Genomic DNA, 14,162 nt, shown 5'->3' with positions numbered 1-14,162 from the left:
ATGCAACGATTCCTGCCGCTGGTTATCGTCCTTGCCCTGTTTGCGGTTTTCCTGCGCATGATGACGCTGGAAGACCGTAATCCCAATGAGATCAAAAGCGTGATGATCGGCAAACCGGTGCCCGAATTTACCTTGCCGGGCCTCTTGCGCCGGGAAGCGGCGATCACCGATGAGTTCTTCAAGTCCGGCCAGCCTGTGCTGGTGAACTTTTTTGCCAGTTGGTGTGTGCCTTGCCGCGCCGAGCATGAAAAGCTGATGCAGCTCGCGAACGAACATGGTGCGACCATCGTGGGTGTTGCCTATAAGGACGAACCTTCAGCGGCGCTCGGTTTTCTTGATGAGCTTGGCAACCCCTACCAGCGCACGGCGGTTGACCGTGACGGTCGCCTCGCCATTGACTTTGGTGTGACCGGCGTGCCGGAAACCTTTGTTATTGATGGCGACGGCAACATCACCTACCGGCACTGGGGCCCGATTGTGGGCGATGGCCTTGAAGCCAAGGTCCTGCCAGCATTTGAGGCCGCACAATGAGCCGGTTTATCGCGATACTAATCGCCATGATGATGCTGGCTGGCGCGGCCTTTGCCGTGGCAGTGGATGAAAAGCCGCTTGACGACCCGGCGAAAGAGGCGATGGCGCGGGAGCTGATGAAAGATATCCGCTGTCTTGTGTGCCAGAACCAGTCGATCGAGGATTCGAACGCGGACCTCGCCCGTGACCTGCGCCAGATTGTGCGCGAACGTATCGCCATGGGCGACAGCCCGGATAACGTGCGTGCCTATCTGGTGGACCGCTATGGTGACTGGGTGCTGCTGGAGCCGCCGGTGAAGCCGCAAACTTACCTCTTGTGGGCTTCGCCGTTCCTGTTTCTTGCCTTGGTGGTGATTGCTGTTGCCCGCCGCCGAAAGGCTGGCCCGCCGCCTCCCCTGAGCGCTGAAGAAGAGGCAGAACTCAGGCGCATCATGGCGGATGAGGAGGCCCGGGAATGATCTGGTTTTTCCTTGTTCTGTTGCTGGTAACGGCAACTTTGATCCTGTTCCGGGGCGAGGGCCGCACGGCGCAGGGGCTTGACCCCGTTGCCCATCACAAGGCCCAGCTGAGGGAGCTTGATGCAGACCTGAGCCGCGGTGCGATTGACGAAACCTCCGCCAAAGCCGCGAGGGTTGAGATCGAGCGCCGCATCCTCAGGGCCGCGCATACAAAGCCTAAAGTGACGCTCACACGCGGAAGTGTGACGGCACTGGTGCCGCTTGGCATCGTGCTGGTGGTTATTCCGGTGGCGTTTTATGCGGTTGCCGGTCGGCCGGGCCTGCCGGCGAAACCCGGTGTTGTTGCCGAAGGCCGCCATGCGCAGATTGAAGAAGGCGGCCCAACCTATGAGGACGCGCTGACGTCGATCCGTAAGCATCTGGCGGAAAACCCGGACGATGCCCAAGGCTGGGATGTGCTGGCAAAATCCGCGCGGGCTATCCGGGATTATTCCACAGCGGCCAATGCCTTTGACCGGCTTGCCGAGCTTCAGCCCAACGAGATCAAATGGCGGGTGCATCAGTTTGAAGCCATGCTGGCAATGGCCGGGGGGCGCATCACACCCGCGGCCCGCCTTGTGCTGGCGCGGGTCCTGAACGAAAACCCCAACCATCCGGCGGCGCAATATTATCTGGGCCTCGCCTATGAACAGATGGGCGATGCGGATAAAGCCCGCGTGACATGGACGACGCTTGCCGACCGTTCCGCCCCCAACGCCCCATGGATGGGGGCCGTGAGGCAAAAGCTGGCGGGTCTTGGTGTCAAATCGCCCGAGCTGAGCGACGACCAGATGGCGGCGGTAGCGGCCATGAGCGACGAGGACCGGGCTGCCTTTATCGACAGCATGATCGCGCGGCTGGCTGGCCGCCTTGAAGACAACCCGGATGACCCTGAGGGCTGGATGATGCTGGCGCGCTCGCAGCTGTCACTGGGGAATCGGGACGCCGCGATTGCCGCGCTTGAACGTGGTATTAGCCTGATGGATGTCAGCAAATCCGCGCCACTGAAGGCGTTGCTTGACAATCTCAAGGCAAATCCCGATCTTTAACACTCTGGTGACAATTAGCGGTTAGCATCGTCATCACGAGCCTGCTCGTCTGGTCCGAAGAACTTTGTGGCCGTATCCAGCGCATAAAATTGCCCGAATTCGTTGTCAGTATTTTTGTGTAGTGATCTGAACGATGGTTGAAATCAATTCAAATGCATCCGGTTTGCGCAGCCAGCTGCAAGCGCAACTGCAATCCAACACTGGCAAACGCTCGGGCGTGGACCTGACCCCGCGTGCGACGGATCTTATCCGCGACCAGTTGAACCAGCAGGCGCAGCAAACGCGCGAGCAGTCGGAAGCCAACAGGCAGGCCCCCGCGCAGCGCGCCAAGCGCTCGAACGAGCTGTCGTCCTCGCGCGAACTTCAGGTGGCAGAAGAGAAAGTCAGCCAATTGAACGCCAATAACCGCGAAGCACCCGTTGGCCGCATCTCGCAGCAGGGCAGTACGCAGCGCAATGTGCCTCTTGGCCAGATTGTCGACATTCGCGTTTAAGCCTTTCCTTTTTTTGACCGGCATATTGTGGCTGGACGGCTGGCGCGCATGGCTTATCTTATAAGCCATGGCAAAGGGTATCGGCATTCCCGACAGTTTTGAAAAGCGCATCCCCGAGGGGGATGAGCGGGAACGGCTTGTCTGCACAGACTGTGGCTTCATCCACTATGAAAACCCGCGCATCATCGCCGGTGCCGTGGTGGAACATGCGGGCAGGATATTGCTGTGCCGCCGGGCGATTTTCCCACAAAAAGGCCGCTGGACCATCCCGGCGGGGTACCTTGAAAACGGGGAAGCACCCCACGAAGGTGCGGCGCGGGAAGTTTACGAGGAAGCCCTGGCGGAGATCGAGATCACCGACCTTCTGGCTGTGTATGCCGTCAAACACATCAGCCAGGTGCATTTGATGTACCGCGCAACCCTTAAGGCGCCGGACTTTGGCCCCGGTACCGAAAGCCTTGAGGTGGCGCTGTTTGACTGGCAAGACATCCCGTGGGATGAGCTGGCCTTCCCCAGTGTGCACTGGGTATTGAACCATCACCGTGAAGTGCGCGGGAAGACAGGCTTCGCGCCGTTTACCAACCCGGTGGGGTCATCGGGCAGGATCAAGGCCTAAGCCTTGCCGCCATCACCGTCCTCGTCAGGCATATATTTCATCAGCATGGGCATTTGCGCCATGATGAAAACAAAGGTCGCGCCCATATAGCCAAAGGTCTTGAAATTGACCCAGAAGTCGTCTGACTGCGTGCGCCAGATCAGCTCGTTCAACACGGCCATAATGACGAGGAAGGCCACATAATTGCGGGTGAACTTGCGCCAGCCTTCGTCGTCCATCTCAAACGCCAGCTCCATGACCATTTTTATATAAAGTCGCCCGGTCAGAAGCCCGCCAAGCAGGATGACGGCAAACAGGCTGTTGATCACCGTCAGTTTCATTTTCACAAAGGTTTCGTCCTGCAGGTATAATGTCAGCCCACCCATGACCATAACGATGACAAAAGTGACCTTCAACATCGGCGCGATATGGCCGGTTAGCACGCGGGAGGCGACCATCGCCACCACGCTGGCCGCCATGAAGGCCCCGGTGGCGATAAACATATCGCCAAACTTGAAGCTGATGAAGAAGACAACCAGCGGGCCAAAGTCGATGCCGAGGCGTACCCAGGGAGATGTTGCTTTTTTATCAGCCATAGTGATCACAAAACCTTTACTAGCGGGTTTTCCCGCGTATCTGAGCTTGCCGCATAAGGCTTGCCGTGGCTAGATGGCGACCCTCGCCGGACATTGAAATATCGGACCCTGTTATGCTGCAGCTTTTGAAAGATCGCAACTTTCTCTTCTATTGGCTTGGCCAGTTTGTGTCTGTTATCGGCGACCATGTGACCATGCTTGCCTTCCCGTGGCTTGTACTGCAACTGACGGGAAGCGAGCTTCTGATGGGTCTTGTCTTTGCGGCGCAGGGCTTGCCGCGTGCCGTGCTTATGCTGTGGGGCGGAGCGCTGGTGGACCGCACAAACCCGCGCAGCGTGATGCTGTGGACCAATATCCTACGCCTCATATTTGTGATGGTGCTCTCGTATCTTCTCTATGTGGATTCGGTCACTATCGAGCTTGTTTTTGCTATCGCGATCGCTTTTGGCCTTGCCGACGCCTTCTTTTACCCGGCCACCACGTCGATGGTGCCCAGCCTCGTGGAAAAGGACGACTTGCAGGCGGGTAACTCGCTGGTGCAGACGACCATGTGGCTTGGGGTGATCATCGGCCCCGTGATCGCGGGTGTTGTGATCGCGGGCGAGGCCACCACCATGAGCCACGCCCCGGCGGAGGCAGGCGGCAGCTACGGCGAGGACCGTGTTGGCCTTGCGCGCGCCTTTTTTGTCGACGGGCTGACCTTCGCGTTCTCTTTCCTTACCCTTTTGTTCGTGCGGGCGCGCGGCTATGAAAAAGATGATGAGGAGGCAGGCCAGTCGATGGCATCGGCGATCTGGCAGGGTATCCACTGGGTATGGTCAAATCCCACGGTGCGGCTTGGCTTTATTGGCATCGCCATTCTTGAGACATTTTTCCAGGCGCCCATTTTTATCGGCCTGCCAGCGCTGGCGGATGCGCGCTTTGAAGAAGGCGCCTATGTGTACGGGCTTGAGATTGCTGCGTATGGCACCGGTGCGCTTTTGGGTGCCATGGCGGGCGGCATGTTCAAATGGCCGCGTGATGAGAATGTGGTGCGGGTTATGTTCCTTATTTTCACCTTCTCAGGCGCGACTATTGGCCTGATCGTGCTCTACCCGCCGTACTGGTGGGCGATGCTGGTGTTTTTCATTGCGGGCTGTGGTGACAGTTATATCTGGGTGCATTTCACCACCTACCTGCAGAAAGCCACGCCGGAGAAACTGTTGGGCCGGGTGATGGGCATATTAATGTTCATGGCTGTGGGGCTGCTGCCCATTGCCAGTATCATCGCGGGCTTCGCCTTTGAGTGGAACCTTGAACTGTCGCTCATGATCGCGTCCGTCATCCTTGTGGCATCGTGTCTTTTGGCAGCGGCGCATCCTTATGCTAAAGCAAAACCGGAAGAGGTTAAGGCGGGCGAACAGGATGTGAGCCAGCAGCAGGAAGGGTTATAACAGCGCATGCGCGGCTATTTTGGGATCGGGATCGACGGGGTGTCCAAGGAAGGCAATATGGGCAACCTCATCCGCACGGCCCACGCTTTTGGCGCCAGCTTCGCCTTTGCGGTGAAACCCGCCGTGGTGCAGCACTCCGGCGCGGCGGTGACGGCTGACTTTGCCGACACCAGCAAAACCCACACCCAGATCCCGTTTTATGCCTATGCGAGTGCTGACGCCGTGGACGTGCCGCAGGGCTGCCAGCTTGTGGGAATCGAGATCACCGATGACGCGGTAGACCTGCCAAGCTTTCGCCACCCGACCCGGGCGGTCTATGTTCTGGGGTCTGAACGCAAGAGCCTGTCGGCCGAGATGGCGGCACGCTGTGATCACATAATCAAAATCCCGACAAAGTTCAGCCTTAACGTAGCGACAGCCGGTGCTATAGTCATGTATGACCGCTTGCGGCTTCTGGGTGGATTTGCCGCCCGCCCGGTGATGGTGGGACAGGACCCGATTGAACGGGACCCCCACGTGCATGGTGGCCGTTTCAGCCGCCTTGAGCGCCGCGCGAGGCGGGAAGCGAAGGAATAATGCCGCGAGCCTTCAGGGCTGGCGGGCGGGGAAACCCCGTGGGATGACATGGTAAAAGAGGGACGTATGCGACTTTCACTTCTGGTTCTAGGCATGTTTATAGGCGCTCTGGCCATCTGCGCAGGTGCCGAGGCACAAGGCAAACCGCGCTTGCTCGGCAGTTACCGCGACTGGGATGCCATGGCAGGCACCTCAAACGGCAACAAGACCTGCTACATCATTTCAAGCCCAAAACGCAGTACGGCGAGCAAAAAAAACGCCACCCGTGGCCAGATTTACATGACCGTCACCCACCGGCCCAAGTTTGGAGTCAGAGGTGAGGTAAACGCGGTGGTGGGATATCCCATCCGACGTGGCAGCGAAGCCAGCATTTCGGTTGATGGTCGCCACAGCTTCCGTTTCTTCACCGAAGGTTCGGGCGCCTGGGCCTATGACCCGAAGGACGACGCTGCCGCTGTTGCCGCCATGAAGGCCGGTGCCAACCTTGTGGTGAAAGCCACCAGCCAGCGTGGCACTGACACAACGGACACCTATTCGCTGTCGGGCTTCACCGCCGCTTATAACGCCATCACCAAGGCATGCAATTGACCAGCAACTGAGGAAGCAATCGGGGGGTAGATGTGATAAGGGGATTCTTTACCGGCGCACTTCTGGGCCTGATAGCCCTGCCGGCAAGCGCGCAGGATATCAAGCTGTGCCATATCGCGAACTCGGGCTTCATGGCCGAGGGGCGTTCGAGCGCGGTGCTCTTTGATGCTGTGCGGCTGAAGGACACCTTTGACGGTGACTATGCCATGCCGCGCAAGAAGCTCGTGGGCAAGATGATCAGCGGCGAAGCGCCGTTTGATAAGGTCACTGTGGCGCTGGTGAGCCATATGCACAATGACCATTTTGACCCCGTTGGCACGCTCCGCCACCTGCGCAAGAACAAGTCCGTGCGCTATATCATGCCGCCTGAGGCGTTTGAAATGCTGAAGGCCGGGAAAGCGCGGCCCGAGGATCTTGCCCGCGTGAATGTGGTACTACCAAGCGAAGATGCTGGCCCCATCACGCAGCAGATCGGCGATGTAACCATTGAAGCTTACCGCGTGAGCCACGGTGAGGGCGGGCCACAGAATATCGGTTACCGGGTCTCCCTTGACGGCGTGCGCATTTTCCACACTGGCGATATCGCGGCGGACAAGAAAAGCCTGCGCCGTGCGGGCCTCCGTCACACGGAAGTGGACATCATGCTGATGCCCTTCTGGTACGGCCTGAATAACGCGGAGCAGAGCCAAGCTGCCGCCTTCGCATGGCAGATCGACACCGTTGTTCCCATGCACTTTGCGCCTAAGGAAGAAAAGTGGATGAAGGAATATGGCGGCCTCAATATGCTGGTGCAACATGTGCACGACCAGTGGCCGAAAAGCCGTAAGGTTCTGGGCGAGATGCAGTGCGAGCTCTTTAGCTACTGACGGGTTGTGTTTTTGCTCGTTTTCATGGTTTCATTCTCTGATCACAAGGGAGGGATACATGAAACGATTTTCGCTGATTTTCACCGCCTTGTTGGCGTTCTTGCTGCCGTCTTATGTTTGGGCGAAAGATGACAGTCCAGCCTATATTGGTCGATATGCGGAAAACGCAAAAGATAAGTCAGCTATTAATGTTGTGATAGAAAAGTTCAGCAAGGCCATCGAAGAAAAGGATGCGGTCCTGTTGCAGTCACTTTTCATGCATGACGATATCCTCTTTATATCGCCGCCCACCCAAGACGTGATTGATACGGTCCGGAAGGACAACCCGAGCTTTATGAAAAGCCATCCCAGCAAGCAGGCAGAAATATTTGCAAATTATATCAGCACCAGCGAAGCCACGAACAAGGAGCGCTTCTTCAATGTGAACATCGTGCAGGATGGCAATTTTGCGCTGGTATATTTCGACTATGACTTTTTGGCGGATGGCAAGGCCATCAATCATGGCATAGAAGTATGGAACATGTTCAGGATTGACGATGAATGGCGGATAGCCAGCGTGACCTGGTCGACCAACATGATGACAAATTAGCCTACAACACCTTAACCTTGCCGACCCACCCATTCTCAGCCGTCTTTGTTGCCATAACGAGGGCGACTTCGGTGTCGTTCATGATGGCGACCTGACGGCCGCCTGGGGCCCAGATGGCGCTGCCGCCGGGCGGGATATAATCACCACTCTGGGTCGCGTAATTTGCCAGCATCACCGCCATGTCGTGTGCGCGTGCATAGCCTTCCAGCATCTTGGCTTCGCGGTCATAGCCTTCTACCGAGATCAGCGCGCTGGCGGCATAGATGTCTGCGCCGCAATCGGCGGCACGGGCAGCGTGGCTTGGGTGGTTGAGGTCGGCACAGATGGCAAGGCCAAGTTTTGCACCCTTGTGTTCGGCCATGCCTACCTTGTCGTCTGGCTGGAAATAGGGTTCCTCACTTTTGTGCACATGCACCTTGTGGTAGGCCACTGGCGCGGCACCGCCAAGGATGAGGGAACCCAGATAGGGTTTGCCCGATGGCGCACGCAGCGGCATGCCCACCATCACCCGCATATCATGCTGGGCGGCAAGCAGATGAAGCGGCATGAACAGGCTGCCATCCGGGGTGGTTTGCAACTCTTCGGCAAGGTCCATTTCATACCCGGTGACGGAAAGCTCGGGGAACACCAGAAAGTCCACCCCCTCCCTGGCGGCGGCTTCTGTCATGCGCACATGCTTGTCCAGATTGGCATGAATATCGCCGCGCCGAGCGGAATATTGCGCGCTTGCGATGGTGTAACCGGTGGGGGTGGGCATGGTGGTGGTCCTCGCGTTCTCGGTTGTTTGTCGAACCATATGAGTGCGCGGGCAAGCCGTCAATGCGGCTGTAGGACCGTGCTTTACAACCGGGGATAACAGGCGTATAAGGCGCGGCATTCATGAACCCGCATGGTGGTGGAACGCCCCATGCCCGAAACGCCCTGGCGTGAGACAACTCACAAAAGGCAGGAGTTATATAGATGCAGCTTACCCCAAACGGCCATGAGCCGATCATCTCCCCACGCCTTGTGATCGATGCAGACGGCAAGACCAATATCCTTGGTCTCGACCGGGCTGAACTGAAGGCCGTGATCGCCGAGATTGGCGTGCCTGAAAAACAGGTCAAGATGCGCGCCAGCCAGGTGTGGCATTGGGTATACCACCGGGGGGTTACCTCCTTTGACGACATGAGCAATGTGTCGAAGGATGTACGCACCAAGCTGGCCGAGCATTTTGTCATCAAACGGCCAGAGATTGTCGAAGCGCAATATTCGAACGATGGCACACGTAAATATCTCATCCGCTTTGCTGACGGCAACGAGGCCGAGGCGGTTTATATTCCTGAGGAAGACCGCGGCACGCTCTGTGTGTCATCCCAAGTTGGCTGCACGCTCAATTGCAAGTTTTGCCACACCGGCACCATGCGCCTTGTGCGCAACCTGACAGCGGGCGAGATTGTGGCGCAGATGATGATCGCGCGTGATGACCTTGACGAATGGAAAAACCCCACGGCTGGCCGCCGCGTCACCAACATCGTCATGATGGGCATGGGTGAGCCGCTCTATAATTTCGACAATGTCAAAAAAGCGCTTGAGATTATTATGGACGATCAGGGTATCCAGCTTTCCCGCCGCCGCATCACGCTTTCAACCTCCGGCGTGGTGCCGCACATGGAACGCTGCGGCACGGAAATTGGTGTGAACCTGGCGGTATCCCTGCATGCGGTGCGCGACGATGTACGTTCCGAGATTATGCCGATCAACAAGAAGTATTCGCTTGATCAGGTGCTGACCGCCTGCGCCAACTACCCCGGTGCGCATAACGCACGCCGCATCACGTTCGAATATGCCATGCTCAAGGGCGTGAACGACAGCGACGCTGACGCGCGGGAACTGGTACGCCTTATCCGCAAATACAAGCTGCCTGCCAAGGTGAACCTCATTCCGTTCAACCCTTGGCCGGGCACTGTTTATGAGTGCAGCGACTGGGATCAGATCCAGCGTTTCTCCGATATTGTGTATGAAGGCGGCATCTCGGCGCCCATTCGTACCCCGCGCGGTCGCGATATCATGGCGGCCTGCGGCCAGCTCAAGTCAGCGTCTGAGAAAAAGTCCAAAGCGCAGCTCGCGCGTGAAGCGGACGCTGCGGCCCCTGCCCCTGTGCATGTGGAAGAAAGCGACAGCGCGCTTGGCTGGGTGACAGGCTAAGGCGGAAAACCCGTCTAGGACTTCAGCCCAAAAAGCGTCAGCAGGCTGCGCGGTGCCTGATTGGCGATGCTCAGCGCTGTAATGCCCAGCTGTTCCTTGATCTGCGCGGCCTGAAGGTCGGCGGCGGTGCGGGCAAGGTCGGCGTCCACAAGACGGCCAATGCCCTCCTCGATCACATTATGCAGCTTGTTGGTGAATTCCTTCTGAATCTCCAGCCGCCGCGAGGCAGTGCCGAAGTGCGACATGGCCGCATTCACATTGTCGATCGAGTTTTCGAGTTCTGCCATAGAATAATCGCTGTCATCGGTCAGCGTGATAAGCGCCCCGCCAAACGACAGGTCCTGATGGTCAAAATCGATGGTGTCACTGCCGTCTGAATTGGCCAGCGCGCTGATCACCCCGTTGCTGTGGTCAATCAGGTTGGTGCCATTAAAGGTAGCACTTGAGATAATCGTCTTGATCTGGTCGCGGTAGGCGTCAAGGTCGCGGGTGTAGGCGGTAGCGGCGCTTTCGTCACCGTTCTCGCGCGCGCTGACCAGTGAGGCCATCTTGCCCTTCATCTCGATCAGAATGTCTGAAATGCTTTCGGTGGCGACAACCGCAACGTCCACGGCAACGGTGGCGCGGTCGATGCTGCCAATGGCGGCATTCAGGCCTGCGAGGTCGCCGCGCATGCGCTGGGCGATGGAATAAGTTGCTGCATCATCGGTGACGGAGCCGACCTTATAGCCGGTGGCGATACGCTCCTGCAATGTCTCAAGCCATTTGTGGTTGGCTTCCAGATTGCGCAGGGCGGACAAGGCGCCCGAATTGGTATTCACACTCAGCATGGCCAGCTACTCTAGCGAAGGTCCCGCGCATTTTGCGCGTCCTTTCCTTTTGAAAGGCAAGGCCCACCCTATAGCATAAGTCGTGATCCGACAACTGCCGAGCGTGCCGGGAGCTTTTATCTGGCGCTTGGGTTGCTCGCCCTCTATTTTCAGTGCAATTCGCTCTGGTGTGCCCAAAAACAAGTTTTTCTGCACTAAAGTCCTAAAAAATAAACGTGCAAGGCAATTGACCAAAGCCTTTGCCTACTTATACTGCGCCGTGCAAAACGCATTACCGGAGTTTCCCTATGTCGGACCAAGTGAAAAAAGTTGTGCTTGCCTATTCAGGCGGGCTTGATACCTCGATCATCCTCAAGTGGCTGCAGGTGACCTACGACTGTGAAGTTGTGACCTTCACCGCAGACCTGGGGCAGGGTGAGGAGCTTGAGCCGGCACGACGAAAAGCGGAAATGCTGGGTATCAAAGAAATTTACATTGAGGACGTGCGCGAAGATTTCGTCAAAAACTACGTCTTCCCCATGTTCCGCGCCAACACGGTCTACGAAGGCATGTACCTTCTGGGCACCGCGATCGCACGGCCGCTGATCGCCAAACGCCAGATCGAGATTGCACGTGAAGTGGGCGCTGATGCCGTCTGTCACGGCGCGACCGGCAAGGGCAATGACCAGGTGCGCTTTGAACTTGGCTATTATGCGCTCAACCCCGATATCAAGGTGATTGCACCGTGGCGTGAGTGGGACCTGCACAGTCGCACGAACCTGATCAATTTTGCCGAACAGCACCAGATTGAGGTGCCCAAGGACAAGCGCGGCGAAGCGCCGTTCAGCGTTGACGCGAACCTTCTGCACACGTCCAGTGAAGGCAAGGCGCTTGAGGACCCATGGGTGGAAGCGGAAGAATATGTCTACGCCCGTACCGACAACCCGGTGACCGCACCAGACGAGCCGGAGTATATCGAGATTGATTTCGAGAAGGGTGACGCTGTTGCCATCAACGGTGTGAGCATGAGCCCGGCCACGCTCCTGACCGCGCTCAATGAGCACGGCAAGAAGCACGGCATTGGCCGGCTTGACCTTCTGGAGAACCGTTTTGTCGGCATGAAGTCACGCGGCATCTATGAGACGCCGGGCGGCACTATCCTGTTGGCGGCCCACCGGGGCATTGAGCAGATCACCCTTGACCGCGGTGCCATGCACCTCAAGGACGAGATCATGCCCAAATATGCCGAGCTGATTTATAACGGTTTCTGGTTCTCGCCGGAGCGTGAGATGATGCAGGCGCTTATTGACAAGAGCCAGGACCATGTTGTCGGCACGGTTCGGCTGATGCTGTTCAAGGGCGGTGTACATGTTGTGGGCCGCAAGAGCCCGAAAAGCCTGTATTCGATGGCGCATGTGACCTTTGAGGAAGATGACGTTTACGACCAGCGCGACGCACAGGGCTTTATCAAGCTGAATGCACTCAGGCTTCAGCTTCTCAAGCGTCGCGGTAATGTGCCATTGCCGCCGTCATACGAATAACCGGTGCGGCATAGGCGCCTTATAAAACAAGCGAGGTTCCGTGGCTGATATCCTGACCATTATCGCCCCGGTTTTCCTCCTGATCATGCTCGGGTACGGTCTTGGCCGTACCCGGCTCTTCCCTGAAGGCTCCAGCGCGATCCTGATCGCTTTTGTCTGGTATATCGCCATCCCCGCGCTTCTGTTCAGTTCGCTTGCGCCCCGTGATCTGCCGCAGCCCAGTGAACTGGTGCTGGTGGGCGCCTATTATGGCTCGCTGCTGTTCCTTTACGGTGCCGCGGTTGTGATCGCGCGGTTTGTGTTTCGCCTTACCCTTGCCGAGCAGGGCATCTTTGCGCTGTCGGCCTGTTTCGCCAACGGCGGTTTTGTCGGTATCCCGATCATTGAAGGCGCATATGGTGCGGAAGGGGTGCGGCTTTTCCTTGTGCTCCTCAGCTTCCATTCACTCACGCTGCTGCCAACCACCACGATCATTATCGAACATGCCAAGGGACGCGGGGACGGTCCCGGCATATTGGTGCGCACCTTCATGAGCATTCGGCAGAATCCGATCATCCTCGCCCTTCTCACGGGGCTTTCCTGGTCCGCGCTTGGCCTGCCCTATCCGCTGTGGCTGGAGCGCTTGGTGGCTTTGCCTGCGGCGTCTGCCTCGCCGGTGGGCCTGTTCGCGGCCGGGCTTGCGCTCTCGCGCGTGCAGATATCCGGTGACCTTGTTCAGGCCAGCGTGGCCATGGTGTTGAAGCTTTTTGTCCTGCCGGTGATTGTGTTCAGCGTCAGCCACTACTGGTTGACGTTGCCGGACATGTGGGTAGGCGTGGCCACGCTGATGGCGGCGCTGCCATCGGGCATGATTGCCTACAGCTTTGCCATGCAGCACGGCGTGGGGTCACGCCGCGCAGCGACCACGGTGCTGATCTCCACCGGCGGTTCCGCGCTGACCCTCTCGGTGGTGCTTCTGACCCTCAGGGCCTTCGGTTATTCGGAGTGATCTGCCGTGCGCAGGAAATACATGTCCCGGCCCACCACATCAATGCGCACAATACGCCGCGGCTTGCTGGTGGTTATATAGAGGATATTTTCAGGCATGACACCGCGTAGCGCCACTTTGTAGGCCTCAATGGAGCCGCCGGGGGTTTCTACCCGGGCGCGCCCTCCGGTCTCAACGCGCACTTGCTCCGTGCGGTTTGCCATGGTGTTGAACCAGTCAAATGAGGTCTGGTATCCGTCTTGCAGCGGCAAGGCAGCGACAAAGCCAATGGCTGCCATACGTAGGGGGGCGTAGTTGTCCTCAACCAGATCAACATCTCGAATTGTCTCCCCGTCACCGTGGCGGCGGCTGATAATCTGCCCCTGCCGGTTTCCGCCGGTCCAGCGCAGGTCCACGTTCATCATGCTGTCCCCCATGGAAAACTTGACCATCACCGTATAGGGCAACAGCGTTTTTGCATCGATCAGCGCGCTGGCGCTTTCCAGGATGTTGGGTGCCATGCTGGTGCGGTCTTCCACCAGATACTGGTTGCCGATGCGGGTCCAGCCGTATTCCATGGTGCCCGCTTGCTGGCCTTCGTTGATCATGATCATGCGAAACAGGGAGAGATCGGCATTATCAAGGTTCAGTCCGTCGCGCCACTCTGCACGGGCAGTCGTTGCCGTTAGCATCGCCAATATCAGAAAGAGGGGCCTATAGCGCCTATTCATAACCCTTGTCCCATCAAATGCCCGGTGCGTAGATTAAAACTGCGCACACGGCACGAGAAGGGGGACATTGGTTTAGGGAAGCGCGGGATATGAGGAATGCTATCCAATGAAAAA

General features: G+C 57.7%; 17 protein-coding genes. 13 read left to right on the top strand and 4 right to left on the bottom strand.

Features of this window, described 5'->3' with window-relative positions; translation table 11 throughout:
• The 5 genes from OEU85_RS14750 (at position 1) to OEU85_RS14730 (ending at position 3,186) form a co-directional block, all read left to right on the top strand.
• Positions 1-531 carry a DsbE family thiol:disulfide interchange protein gene (locus OEU85_RS14750; protein WP_262692276.1) on the top strand — a complete coding sequence of 177 codons (531 nt, stop codon included), beginning with the start codon at positions 1-3 and terminating at the stop codon, positions 529-531.
• A complete protein-coding gene (locus tag OEU85_RS14745) occupies positions 528-989 on the top strand; it encodes a cytochrome c-type biogenesis protein (RefSeq protein WP_262692275.1) in 462 nt (153 codons plus the stop codon). The genes OEU85_RS14750 and OEU85_RS14745 overlap by 4 nt, the downstream gene beginning before the upstream one ends.
• Complete coding sequence (ccmI, locus tag OEU85_RS14740) at positions 986-2,077, top strand: c-type cytochrome biogenesis protein CcmI (protein WP_262692274.1); 1,092 nt, start codon at positions 986-988, stop codon at positions 2,075-2,077. The genes OEU85_RS14745 and ccmI overlap by 4 nt, the downstream gene beginning before the upstream one ends.
• A gap of 133 nt (positions 2,078-2,210) precedes the next feature.
• Positions 2,211-2,570, top strand: coding sequence for a hypothetical protein (locus OEU85_RS14735; RefSeq protein ID WP_262692273.1), 360 nt, complete (start codon positions 2,211-2,213; stop codon positions 2,568-2,570).
• Between the two features lie 67 nt (positions 2,571-2,637).
• Complete coding sequence (locus OEU85_RS14730; RefSeq protein WP_262692272.1) at positions 2,638-3,186, top strand: NUDIX hydrolase; 549 nt, start codon at positions 2,638-2,640, stop codon at positions 3,184-3,186.
• Here OEU85_RS14730 and OEU85_RS14725 read toward each other — a convergent pair.
• Entirely contained in the window at positions 3,183-3,761 is a 579-nt protein-coding gene (locus tag OEU85_RS14725) for a septation protein A (protein WP_262692271.1), read from the bottom strand. The two genes, OEU85_RS14730 and OEU85_RS14725, sit on opposite strands and share 4 nt — an antisense overlap.
• Positions 3,762-3,874: 113 nt before the next feature.
• Between OEU85_RS14725 and OEU85_RS14720 the strand changes: the two genes are divergently transcribed.
• From OEU85_RS14720 to OEU85_RS14700, 5 genes are all read left to right on the top strand, one after another.
• Positions 3,875-5,194, top strand: coding sequence for an MFS transporter (locus tag OEU85_RS14720; RefSeq protein WP_262692270.1), 1,320 nt, complete (start codon positions 3,875-3,877; stop codon positions 5,192-5,194).
• Between the two features lie 6 nt (positions 5,195-5,200).
• Complete coding sequence (locus tag OEU85_RS14715; RefSeq protein WP_262692269.1) at positions 5,201-5,770, top strand: RNA methyltransferase; 570 nt, start codon at positions 5,201-5,203, stop codon at positions 5,768-5,770.
• A gap of 66 nt (positions 5,771-5,836) precedes the next feature.
• Positions 5,837-6,358 carry an invasion associated locus B family protein gene (locus tag OEU85_RS14710; protein WP_262692268.1) on the top strand — a complete coding sequence of 174 codons (522 nt, stop codon included), beginning with the start codon at positions 5,837-5,839 and terminating at the stop codon, positions 6,356-6,358.
• 32 nt (positions 6,359-6,390) lie between these two features.
• Positions 6,391-7,224, top strand: coding sequence for an MBL fold metallo-hydrolase (locus tag OEU85_RS14705; RefSeq protein WP_262692267.1), 834 nt, complete (start codon positions 6,391-6,393; stop codon positions 7,222-7,224).
• Between the two features lie 58 nt (positions 7,225-7,282).
• The gene (locus OEU85_RS14700; RefSeq protein ID WP_262692266.1) at positions 7,283-7,813 is read left to right on the top strand and encodes a Cif family virulence factor; all 531 of its coding nucleotides are present in this window, start codon (positions 7,283-7,285) and stop codon (positions 7,811-7,813) included.
• A gap of 1 nt (position 7,814) precedes the next feature.
• Here OEU85_RS14700 and OEU85_RS14695 read toward each other — a convergent pair whose 3' ends face one another.
• The gene (locus OEU85_RS14695) at positions 7,815-8,570 is read right to left on the bottom strand and encodes a carbon-nitrogen hydrolase family protein (protein ID WP_262692265.1); all 756 of its coding nucleotides are present in this window, start codon (positions 8,568-8,570) and stop codon (positions 7,815-7,817) included.
• Positions 8,571-8,773: 203 nt separating this feature from the next.
• Here OEU85_RS14695 and rlmN point away from each other — a divergent pair, with 203 nt between their 5' ends.
• Positions 8,774-10,000, top strand: a complete 1,227-nt coding sequence (gene rlmN, locus OEU85_RS14690) for a 23S rRNA (adenine(2503)-C(2))-methyltransferase RlmN (RefSeq protein WP_262692264.1) — start codon at positions 8,774-8,776, stop codon at positions 9,998-10,000.
• 14 nt (positions 10,001-10,014) lie between these two features.
• On the opposite strand, the gene OEU85_RS14685 is transcribed toward rlmN, so the two are convergent.
• Positions 10,015-10,830, bottom strand: a complete 816-nt coding sequence (locus OEU85_RS14685) for a flagellin (RefSeq protein WP_262692263.1) — start codon at positions 10,828-10,830, stop codon at positions 10,015-10,017.
• A 287-nt stretch (positions 10,831-11,117) separates the two neighbouring features.
• Here OEU85_RS14685 and OEU85_RS14680 point away from each other — a divergent pair, with 287 nt between their 5' ends.
• Positions 11,118-12,350, top strand: a complete 1,233-nt coding sequence (locus OEU85_RS14680) for an argininosuccinate synthase (RefSeq protein ID WP_262692262.1) — start codon at positions 11,118-11,120, stop codon at positions 12,348-12,350.
• Between the two features lie 40 nt (positions 12,351-12,390).
• Positions 12,391-13,338 (top strand): AEC family transporter, encoded by a 948-nt coding sequence (locus OEU85_RS14675; protein WP_262692261.1) that lies wholly within the window; start codon positions 12,391-12,393, stop codon positions 13,336-13,338.
• Here the strand turns inward: OEU85_RS14675 and OEU85_RS14670 are convergent.
• A complete protein-coding gene (locus OEU85_RS14670) occupies positions 13,326-14,048 on the bottom strand; it encodes a DUF3108 domain-containing protein (RefSeq protein WP_262692260.1) in 723 nt (240 codons plus the stop codon). The two genes, OEU85_RS14675 and OEU85_RS14670, sit on opposite strands and share 13 nt — an antisense overlap.
• Between the last annotated feature and the right edge of the window lie 114 nt (positions 14,049-14,162).

Source organism: Kordiimonas aestuarii, from assembly GCF_025574465.1.
Lineage (GTDB): Bacteria > Pseudomonadota > Alphaproteobacteria > Sphingomonadales > Kordiimonadaceae > Kordiimonas > Kordiimonas aestuarii.
The sequence above is the reverse complement of the archived record's forward strand: the minus strand, read 5'-3'. Positions and strand labels throughout refer to the sequence as shown.

Coding starts and splice junctions, on each gene's coding strand:
- OEU85_RS14735 (WP_262692273.1), top strand. CDS start 2,211: ATGGTTGAAATCAATTCAAATGCATCCGGTTTGCGCAGCCAGCTGCAA.
- OEU85_RS14670 (WP_262692260.1), bottom strand. CDS start 14,048: ATGAATAGGCGCTATAGGCCCCTCTTTCTGATATTGGCGATGCTAACG.
- OEU85_RS14695 (WP_262692265.1), bottom strand. CDS start 8,570: ATGCCCACCCCCACCGGTTACACCATCGCAAGCGCGCAATATTCCGCT.
- OEU85_RS14745 (WP_262692275.1), top strand. CDS start 528: ATGAGCCGGTTTATCGCGATACTAATCGCCATGATGATGCTGGCTGGC.
- OEU85_RS14685 (WP_262692263.1), bottom strand. CDS start 10,830: ATGCTGAGTGTGAATACCAATTCGGGCGCCTTGTCCGCCCTGCGCAAT.
- OEU85_RS14725 (WP_262692271.1), bottom strand. CDS start 3,761: ATGGCTGATAAAAAAGCAACATCTCCCTGGGTACGCCTCGGCATCGAC.
- OEU85_RS14700 (WP_262692266.1), top strand. CDS start 7,283: ATGAAACGATTTTCGCTGATTTTCACCGCCTTGTTGGCGTTCTTGCTG.
- OEU85_RS14680 (WP_262692262.1), top strand. CDS start 11,118: ATGTCGGACCAAGTGAAAAAAGTTGTGCTTGCCTATTCAGGCGGGCTT.
- OEU85_RS14720 (WP_262692270.1), top strand. CDS start 3,875: ATGCTGCAGCTTTTGAAAGATCGCAACTTTCTCTTCTATTGGCTTGGC.
- OEU85_RS14750 (WP_262692276.1), top strand. CDS start 1: ATGCAACGATTCCTGCCGCTGGTTATCGTCCTTGCCCTGTTTGCGGTT.
- OEU85_RS14710 (WP_262692268.1), top strand. CDS start 5,837: ATGCGACTTTCACTTCTGGTTCTAGGCATGTTTATAGGCGCTCTGGCC.
- rlmN (WP_262692264.1), top strand. CDS start 8,774: ATGCAGCTTACCCCAAACGGCCATGAGCCGATCATCTCCCCACGCCTT.
- OEU85_RS14715 (WP_262692269.1), top strand. CDS start 5,201: ATGCGCGGCTATTTTGGGATCGGGATCGACGGGGTGTCCAAGGAAGGC.
- ccmI (WP_262692274.1), top strand. CDS start 986: ATGATCTGGTTTTTCCTTGTTCTGTTGCTGGTAACGGCAACTTTGATC.
- OEU85_RS14730 (WP_262692272.1), top strand. CDS start 2,638: ATGGCAAAGGGTATCGGCATTCCCGACAGTTTTGAAAAGCGCATCCCC.